The sequence below is a fragment of the Agriterribacter sp. genome (genome assembly GCF_035444585.1).
Lineage (GTDB): Bacteria > Bacteroidota > Bacteroidia > Chitinophagales > Chitinophagaceae > Agriterribacter.
The window spans coordinates 1-9,937 of the sequence record NZ_DAOMOZ010000098.1 but is presented as its reverse complement, the minus strand read 5'-3'; the positions used below and the strand labels follow the sequence as shown (position 1 = coordinate 9,937).

General features: G+C 46.2%; 4 protein-coding genes. All 4 read right to left on the bottom strand.

The window, feature by feature from the left end:
* The coding region (locus PLH26_RS11830; protein ID WP_324586229.1) for a carboxypeptidase-like regulatory domain-containing protein at nucleotides 1–3,964 on the bottom strand (3,964 nt) is incomplete at its 3' end.
* Nucleotides 3,965–3,976: 12 nt separating this feature from the next.
* Nucleotides 3,977–5,710 (bottom strand): hypothetical protein, encoded by a 1,734-nt coding sequence (locus PLH26_RS11825; RefSeq protein WP_324586228.1) that lies wholly within the window; start codon nucleotides 5,708–5,710, stop codon nucleotides 3,977–3,979.
* Nucleotides 5,711–6,032: 322 nt separating this feature from the next.
* Complete coding sequence (locus tag PLH26_RS11820; RefSeq protein ID WP_324586227.1) at nucleotides 6,033–6,872, bottom strand: helix-turn-helix domain-containing protein; 840 nt, start codon at nucleotides 6,870–6,872, stop codon at nucleotides 6,033–6,035.
* 167 nt (nucleotides 6,873–7,039) lie between these two features.
* The gene (locus tag PLH26_RS11815) at nucleotides 7,040–9,517 is read right to left on the bottom strand and encodes a carboxylesterase family protein (protein ID WP_324586226.1); all 2,478 of its coding nucleotides are present in this window, start codon (nucleotides 9,515–9,517) and stop codon (nucleotides 7,040–7,042) included.
* Nucleotides 9,518–9,937: the final 420 nt, after the last annotated feature.

The following is a 9,937-nucleotide window of genomic DNA, read 5'->3' as shown; positions in this document are numbered from 1 at the left end:
GTCCTTTATTGCCACCGTTGCCGGTGACAGTAACCACGTTCCCGTTAACAAAACCGGCGGGAAGGAAGTTGAAGATCTTTAACGGAATACGGGTAATATCCGTTTCCACTTTATTATTAACAGGCTGCGCGTTTCCTGCCGCGTCAAAGCGTACCCGCTGATCGCTGAAAGGAATTTCGGACTTTCCGGAGAATACAAAAACAGAGGGATCCGCAGGCTGAAGGTTAATAAAATTGCCGCTCCATATCTCTTCACTGCCCGATGTAACCACGTTGGTTAATTCTATATCAAATCCTAAAAGGGTAGCATAGTTTTTTCCGTTTCCTCCCTTCAGGTCAAAGTTGAAAACCGTGCCATCCCCCGGAATTGATCTGCCCGGCTGTTCATCCTGAACATAATTCTGCATGCGCGCAAAAAGATCATGCTCGCCTTTTTTCAGCACCAGCGTATAATTGCCTGCATCATCCGTTGTGGTTGACGAAAGTTCGCCATCATCCGCAAATACACGGGCATGTACCAGGGCTGTATTCCCTGATTTAACTATGCCCGAAATGGTTACACCTTTTTCAAGTAAAATGGTAACATCCTGCACTTTGCCGTTTTCAGCAAGCGTCAATAATTTTCGTTCAGGGGCGTATTCTGAGGAAGGTGATGGCTTAACGGTAACGAGCGTGGATCCACCGAATCCTTCGTAATACCACTGGCCGTTGGCATCGGAAATATGTGTTGAATCAAAAACACTGACCGCCGCATCGGCCACCGGTTGGCCGGTCTCTTTATCTTTGATGGTAAATTGAATTTTCCCGGTGATCTTCTCTAAATAGCCGATATCCTTCATATCCATCGCCGACTCGCGCGGAATTTCATATTGGGTATTCAGGTAAGCAGCGACATTAATGCCGAACGCAACGGCAATGCTGGCATTGTACACTGTTGTACCATGAGCGCCACCGGAGCTGTTTTTTTCCGGAAGCCCAAACAATACGGGCGAAAACTGATATCCCGCCGACAGCGCCGACTGCACCGTAGGTATTGCTTTGATCCGGTTAAGGGTAGCCTGATTTTTATCTGCAACGCTCAGGTTCGCCCATTTATCGCCTGATGGAGTTGCACCACTTCCCGAAACAGGGATATTCACGGGAACATTTTTCCGGACATAGCCTTCTTTCTCAAGCGTGATCAAATGATTGCCCGGATACAGTTTGAACACAAACAACCCATCCGTACCACTGGTGGTAAGGGTGTTTCCGTTGAAGAGCAGTCGCACGCCGGGCAGCGGTTCTCCTTCCCTGTCCACTATCCTGCCGCCCACATCCGCCACTTCTGTATTGAGTGTAAAATCCAGTTTTTTAGATATGCCTTTCCCCAGCGCAATCATGGAAGGATAAGCGCCCCCGCTTTTATTTTTGATCTCAAATTTGCTGAATTCACCGGGCGTTTTTATCACTTCCACGGTAAAGGAACCACCCTCCCGGAGTACGGGCAAATTATCAGAATAATAATTTCCTGTTGCATCCGTGTAAGCGATCTTATACGAACACCCGTCACATACCGGCGACGGCTTATCTTTTTCAGCGGCCATTACCGGTTTGATCGTATAGGTCAATTCCGAAAGTTTATTGCTATTTCCATTGCCGGAGGCGGTTGTAATACCCAATGCGGGAGTAACTCCGGTAAATTCCGAATTTACTTTTGTCAGGCCCCGGCCGGTAAGTTGAGATACGGTGTAATTCCCCAACTGCGACATATTAGTTGCCGATACCATTTTCACGTTATCAAAAATGCGCGGAGGCTGTTCCACCACATCGGCTTCCCTGTACATAATGCGCACTGCAGCGCCGGAAACCGGAACAGAAGATTGCTCCCGTAAAAACAGGGAGATATTCCCTTCAATGTGTGAGGGTCTCGTTTTAAGTTGATACACCGCTTCGCCCTCCATTACCTGGTAGCCGGGCAGTGATTTATTAACAGCCGTAACGATAGACGTAACCTCGTAATAGGATGCCGATGCCGAAACGATTTTCACCAATAATTTACCACCGTAAAAAAGCCGCCCGACACCTTCATTTTTATGAGAAGCTACCTGTTTAAGCCCAAGCTGCGGTACTTTTTGACCAATACTTAAAGAAGCAATTTTAAATACCTCTTTTCCATCTATTACCTCTTTTTGCCTTTCCTTACCGTCGGTACGGCCCTCTTCCTTCAACCATGGCCGGTCCTGGTATTCAGACGCTTCGCGATAAACATGCACTTCACAATCTTTGGCATCCGTAGCGTCGGAGGTTTCGTAGGTAATTTGGGGGAAGAAACGCCAGGTTCTCGCCAGCAATACTTTAGTGCCGATATCGAATTGTTCGGGGATATTTCCGCCCGGAACAGGGACCTCAAAAACGCTATTCTCAAAATCTTTATTTACCTGGACCGATAAGATCAACCGGCTAAAATTTCCGGAATTCCGGTAGGAAGGATCCAGGAATTGAATAGTAAACCGGCCTTCATTATCTGTAACGCCCGTACCCAGCAATACAATTTTTTGGGGATCCGTTACCGGATTGCCGCTTAATGTTACATTCACCCCGGTAAGCGAAAAACGTTGTGATCCCGTATCGGCTTGTACGGTTTTATTGTCCGAATGGGTACTGTCTGCAACCGTAGCGGTGAAGTCTTCCATCAGTTGAATGACCTGATCAACGTCAATTTTTTTTTCAGCGCTTACCCCTGTAGTATTTTCTTTAAAAATTCCTGTAATACCGTCATGGCGTTTTTCATTCTGCTGATCTGATCCTTCTTCTGTCAGATAGACGGCCGAGGGATCCATGTTTATCAGGAGGGAACTATTGAATTTGTAAGAAGGTTTGGTAACCCTCGTGCCCGCATTTATTTCTATCCTGGGAACACTTGCCGGTTTTGCAGGCGCTTCGGGTATATTAAATAAATCTTTTACTGAATTATATTGATACAGGGCGCCACTTTCAGCATTCTTAAAAGCCCATTGCAATTTGCCTGTTACCACATCCATATCCTCATTGTTCCCATCCGGGTTCAGGCCGTTAGTTCCGTTATTCCCGGCAAGCCCTTCCGCTCCGTAGGTAAATACGCTTACCTCGCTTCTTCCGTTATTGACAAATGCCGCTTTACCGTTCATATCCCTCGATTGTATCATCAATGCGTATTTGTCGCCTTCTTCCAGTTGAAACCCGGTGAGGCTGGTAAACCGGTAAACCGTTGCCGGAATGTTTTCCTGCTTCATGAAGATCCCGGCGCCGTACTGAACTGCGTTGCTCATGGCAAGCGCCGGATCCTGCCCCTGTAAAACCCTCACGAGATAGAGATCGTAAGTGAGCACTGCGCCCTGAAGGTTTCCTACCGGCCTGGTCCAGGTGATGTTCAGATTTTGTACGGGATTTGGAATGATGTTATCATCAGCCAATGGCGACAATATTTGTGGCGGCTGCACGTAGCCAATGTTTACAAAGGCGCAGGATCCTTTTGGGTCGCTTACCGGCTGATAATTCCCGTTCCCGTCAATCCGGAAAGCGGTAACGCAATAGCTGTAAAAGCCCTCGGGGATCATCCCTAACCGGTACAACCGCGCTTTGGTCTGGTCATCCAGGTTGGTCTGCAGGTTGTGCAGATCAAAAAAGCTGGTATCCAACTGGTAGCCCTGCACCACCGTGGTTTGTAATGAAGCCAGATGGATAGGTGTCCTGGAATATTGATTGGGAGCAGTTTTGATCATTTGTCCGCGGTCGTTTTCCAGCTTAGCCTGTATATAAATATCCATCGGCACATCAACCGTATTGGTAAAGGAAATAATGGATCTTTGCTTATAATCCGATAAGTAGGGATAAAACGGTTGCACCAACTGCACCTGCACTTTCACAGGATAATTCTGACCCTGCGCATGAAAGCAGGATAGCACTGCCAGCAGAGACCAAGAAAATATTTTAAACAATTTGTTCATCTGCCTCTTTTTTTAAAACGATAAATTATACCGGGTGGCAAGCATCAGTTGCTGTTTTCCGCCGGCCACGTTTTTCCTGTTATTGTTGGTATAATTGGCCATCAATTGAAGTGAATTTCTTTTCAGGAACGCCAGGGTAACGGACGGGTTGAGCATCAGTGTGTTCCCCGATGACGCACTATTGAGGTGGTTCATAAAATACCCGCCATTAAGCGTAAGCGTTATAGAGGAAAAAATCCTTTGATCGGCAGGTAGCCTGCCAAGAACCTTGCTCAACACCAGGTTGTACCCCATCAATGCTGTTTCATTTCCGGCGAACGCCGTGTTGAAATAATTAAAAACGTTGGTGATGTTAATTTTTTTCCCGGGAAATAACAGGGCGTAGATGAGACTTGCAGATCGTGAGGTAAAATCCCCGCCATTCAATTTTTCATTAAAATTTTTCAGGGATTGCAGGTTTGCCTGTATGCTGATGGAATGTTGGAGCGATTTGCCGCTGATAAGAAGATGCGGCGATACGGAGAATGATTGATTCACCTGGCTGATGCGCACGGAATCGTACCTTAGTACGGCAGTGGGGTCATGCAATTGCGGGATGATCTGCTGGGAGATACCGTAATTGGAATATTGAAGATCTACCCCAAAGTTGGAAGCGGGATTAATAATGATGGACGCATTACCTATGGTACGGCTGCTGTTGCTGGCTGCCTGATGTGCCAGATTGTTTTTTTGCCGGCCAAAACGGGACTGGAGATAGATCCTGCGTTTCCAAAAGCTCATATTCAGTCCGGCGGTATATTGCTCCAGGTCCTGTTGCATATAAAACGTGCCCATCGAATTATAACCGGGGTCCACTCTTCTGTATCCTGCGCTAATATTTCCATTTTGAAAAGCATAGCGAAGATTTGCTTCGCCTGCCATAGCAAACTGCGAGGTCATTCGAGGGGCTATGGCCGCCAGGCCTTTTAAAGGAACCCCCAGATTTAAACGCTGCTCCGATATGTTGCGGGTATAATAGCTGCCCGCCACGTCTGCATCCACAGAAAGATGCTGTGCCAAAGTGATCTTTCCTTTTATTCCCGCTACCTGGTTGGCGGCAGGCTTCAGCAACAACGTATCTATGCTAACCCCATGCAGGGAATTGCTGTCGTCTTTTGCCTGGAGATAAGAAAATTCAATAAAATTAGCGGCAGAACCATAGCCGATCTTAGCCGCAAAACCTTTGCGCTCGTACAAGGGGGTATTATTGTTCAAATTATTATACAGTGAGATATCTGTTACCGCGTTATTGAATTTACCATACATGAATGCCACGCGGAATTTCCCCGGTGTAAGCTCAAAACCTGCGCCCAGCATTTGCTGACCGCTTAAAGTGAATTGTGAAAAGTTTAATGAACGCCATCCGAGATACAGCTTTGCCCATTTGTAATAAGGACTTAATCCAAAACGGTTGAAAGGCGTATTGAAGCTTTTGTTCTGGCTGGCTATCATCACATTCAGCGGGATGGAAAACCCGTAAAGGGAAAGCATCGGGTTAGCCTGTAGAAAATACGAAGGGGAATGCCCGAATGAGGGATTAGAAGTGCTACTGCTTTTATCTGAGAAGCCGGTATAATAGTTTAACCCGGCAGAAATATTGCCATGCAAGCTAACAGGTTTTTGATTTTTCAGACTTCCTATATCCTGCGCATATCCTATACTGTTTGCTGCGAAGAAAAGGATCAACAATAAGTAAATTAATTTCACATTCATACAGGTTTACAGCTAAGCAGTGATTGATGGTCAGGTACAATTTTTTATACGAAGACTGGTGATACAACCACGAAAGAATGGAATATCACAGGAGCGCCTTGTTCCGGTGGCCAGGATCCCCGGTAACAAAACCGTTCACTGATATTGTTGCGGGATAACGGTGAAACGCGGCGGAAGTGCGAGAAATAAACGGTTAAAGCCTGCAGGAAAATAAACGAAACATTCTTTTACACCTTTTTAAACGCTGCTGTAATACATGCAAAGATAAAAGCCGGAAGAGGTCAAAAAATAGTATAAAAACGACATTTTGTGCAGGTTACTTCACCCGGTCTGTAAAATGTTCCTCTGTCAGGGGTGTTTCCCTGATAAAGGCGGATGGAGGATTTCCTGAAAATCTTTTAAATTCCCTGATCAGGTGCATCTGATCAAAATACCCCGACAGCGTAGCAATGGATGACCAGCTTTCATGCGGGTTGTCCAGCTTAAGGGAAAAAGCACGATTGAACCGTGCAATACTGCAAAGTAATTTGGGTGGAGTTCCTGTTTGCCTGATAAAATGACGTTCAAAATTTCGCATGCTCATATTGGCGATACCGGCCAGTTTACTGATATTGGCATTACCATCGTTTTTAATGATCAGGTTGGAAGCGCTCATGATAATGTCTTTTGAATCACGTGGTTTCTGCTTCTTCAGATGACTTAAAAGAAAAGCATTTACCCACGCTGCCATTTCCCTGGTATTTTTGGCACCGTATAATTGTTCATAAAGAACTTTGATTTCATTGTTGAAAATATCTTCCGCACAAACGATCTGGTTGATGAATTCACTTCCGTAAATATTAAATATCTTATTAAATCCCCCGGCCTTAAAAGCGATCTCAAAGAAAGCATAGCAGCCGTTGAAGGTCATTTCCCCATTATATTGCGTTCCTATCCCCACAATATCACAATAACTTCCTTTTTTCAAGATTCCTCCTGTTCCGGGATCAGCCAGTTGAACCGGCAGGGCTTTAAAGAAAAAGAAGAGTGATATTTCGTAGGAAGCATGCCATGGCTTTAGCAGGTTGGTACCTCTTGTATCGAACTCGCGGAAAGCATAGCACCGGACGAAAGGAGCCAGGGGCGGTGCCGGTAGTATTTCGGTAGTGGTGATCATAACGAAATATGGAGGACGATGGCGAACAGAACAGGATAGCCATGCGCCGGCTTACTTTTTTCTACCCAAATATAGTTTGTTAACGCTAAAGCAGGAAGCGCTTTTACCGGGAAGGGATGCATATGACAACGTTTGGAAAGTTAGTATTGCATACCTGAAACATTACGCTAGTTTCCGCCGGCCTGGTTATTCGTATCCATTTGCCAGTTGTTATCGAAAAAGCCTGCCAGTTCAATAGCACGGCTGCCATCGCGCAGCATATCCAGGCGGAAGATCATGTAATCGGGGAAGCCGCTGCCACCGGCAAAATACTGGTTGGCATTGGCAGCATTCATTCCTTTCAACCCTGTGCCGGCAACAACGCCTACAGCGTTGACAGGCGAATTTTTAATGGGCCGGGTAAAATATACGGCCAGGTCATCGCCACTCCATGCATTGGCGCCGGCGCTCACATGGTTACGGCTTACCTGCACAGGCGAATCGCTCAGCAACAGGCTCCAGGCCGAATTGGTGCTGGCATTGCCATATATAATCACGTTGCGGCCTGCATAATCGTTTGTATTGTATTCCTTATCCGCAATGATATCCACCGCGCCATTCCCCCTGTAATACCAGGTCTCGGCATCATAACGTGCTTTATCAAACGCCCATTCGTTTTCGGACTTATTGCCTTTTGTGCCATACACGAAAATCATGTTATGGTTGAACGCTTCTTTAAAAGTGCCATAGCGTTGCGGCCCCTTCTGTTCGGCGCCGGGTGCTGCTGCAATTTGCCACTGACCGCTTTGCTTTTGAAGCCAGATGCTGTCGGTGGTATTGCCAACGGTATATTGCAGGGCCGTCAAACTATCCAGTGTTATGGTGATGGAAGCTCCTTTTCCAAACTGCCCAACCGCCAGTTTCAGCGTATGCACATTTTCGGTTGAACCGGTTATGGTTTTGCCTGCCAGGTTCCTGTTCAATTGAATACGGCTGAACTGCAGCGGGAGTACTTGCTGTTGTATGGTTGCCCAGCGGTAAGAAAAAGATATACCCGGACTCGAAGTTTTGAAATCAATTGTATTCACGGCACTGTCCGGCAATATAGTGTGCGATTTAAAGAAGTTGAACAATGGCGGCCAATCCACGCTCTCGTTGCTGAACCAATGGCTGCCCCCGGGGTATTCTTTATAGGCAAAATCAGGGTGAAAACCGGCCAGTACCTTTTTCATTTGCCGCGCATAGTTTACCGAAACCACCCGGTCGGAGTCGCCATGAAAAATATAAACACCCAACGGCCTGTAATTTTCGGCCAGCTTTATTACATCACTCTGGTTGCCGGCCTGCAATAATATTTTTTCTGTAAGTGAACTGGTGCTATCGGGGATCTTACCATCGTGTGAGCTGTATTCTTTAAGCGTCGGGTACCCTGCACAAGGCGCTATAGCTGCCCACAATTCGGGATATGTTGCACCCAAAAACCAGGTGCCATGACCACCCATTGAATGCCCCGTAAGGTATATGCGCAGGGGATCGGGATTAAACTTTTTCTTAGCAATATTCAAAACTTCTATCGCGTCTAACCGCCCCCAGTCTTCCCAATTGAAGCCGCGCGGCCTGCGGTTGGTGGCAGCCACGAGGGTACCCCAGTCTTTCGGCTTATAAGCCCGGGCCTGGCCAATGGCTTCCACCCCGGCGCCATGCACAGAAAGGAACAATGCCGCGTTTGCAGTAACTGAACCCGATTGCGGAGTTACTGCATAATACTGAAGACTTCCGTCAATGGCGCTTATAAAAGTATTGCTGTACGGTTCACCCCGTTCCACCGCTTCTATAAATACATTCTTTTCATCCAGCGTTTTATTACCGCTTGTGAGCACCAGCGTTATTTCCTGTTTTCCTTTTTGCGTAATGCCTGCTGCATTAAATGAAAAAGCAACTTTTCGTGTGCCCATTGCCGGTACAACAGGTAAAGCAGTGATCATTTCATTGCCTGCAATACTGCTTTTTATTTTTAAGCTGCCAACAGGTTTTGAAGAACTGTTGATCACAACCACCGCACCCTGTAACACTGCATTATCATTTTGCAAAACCACAACAGGTAAGGTAGGGTCTTCTGTATTTAAACCAACCGGTTTTTCGGGAAAGATCAGGCTGGTTACCGTTCGGAAGCCCGACCTGATATAAAACTCATTCAAGCCTTTTTTTAGTTTTATGGGAATATACAACCAGCCGGAACCATACGGATCGCCGGTATGAGGTACGCCGTTTACAAATACACTACTGCCGCCTCTTGTGTTGAGCAGTGCCGTTTTTTCTTTGTTGGCCGTATAAGTAAGATACAGGTATCCGCTGTTGAAAAAACCCCGTCTTCTCATGCCAGCCTCCCTGGGCATCCTGAAGCTGTTCAGGCTGTCTGCCCGGACAGCCACCCATTTGACCTCCTGTTGCTCATTATTAATACCTGCGACACCGTTTTCCCGGGGTTGCTGCAGCGTGTTGTTGTATAGTTGATGTGCCAGCAGATCGGTATACAATGCTTCACGGCCATAATGATGCAACCCGTTAGCCATCAACCCGTTTTTAAAATAAACGGTATCCTGCGCGGTGACAGGCAGCACGGTTGCCGTAAAAAAAACCAACAAAAAAACATGCAGCTTCTTCATACTTAAAAATTTAGAGAACGGATCAAAGTTAGCAGAATGTGCTTTGGATACAAAGAATAATGAGTACGTTCTAAATGGAGCGGAGCAGGTATCATGCCTATGGCATTCGTGCGAGTATGGGATCGGTAAATTACCGATATGATATGCCTATCGGCATTCAGGTGAAGGGTTGATACAAAGATCGTGTTATGGTATTACGGTAATACCCCAAAATCCCGTAGGGATATCATACCGGTAAAATGCAAATACAAAAGCCTGATAATCCTGTAGGGATGAAACAGGTAAAATCTGCTTCACAGCAAATAGTAATGGACAAAATGCAGAGGTGAACTGATGATGTAAAAATCATGTCATGGAGCTTAAAGAGGTATCATGCCTATGGCATTCGTGCGAGTATGGGATCGGTAAATTACCGATATG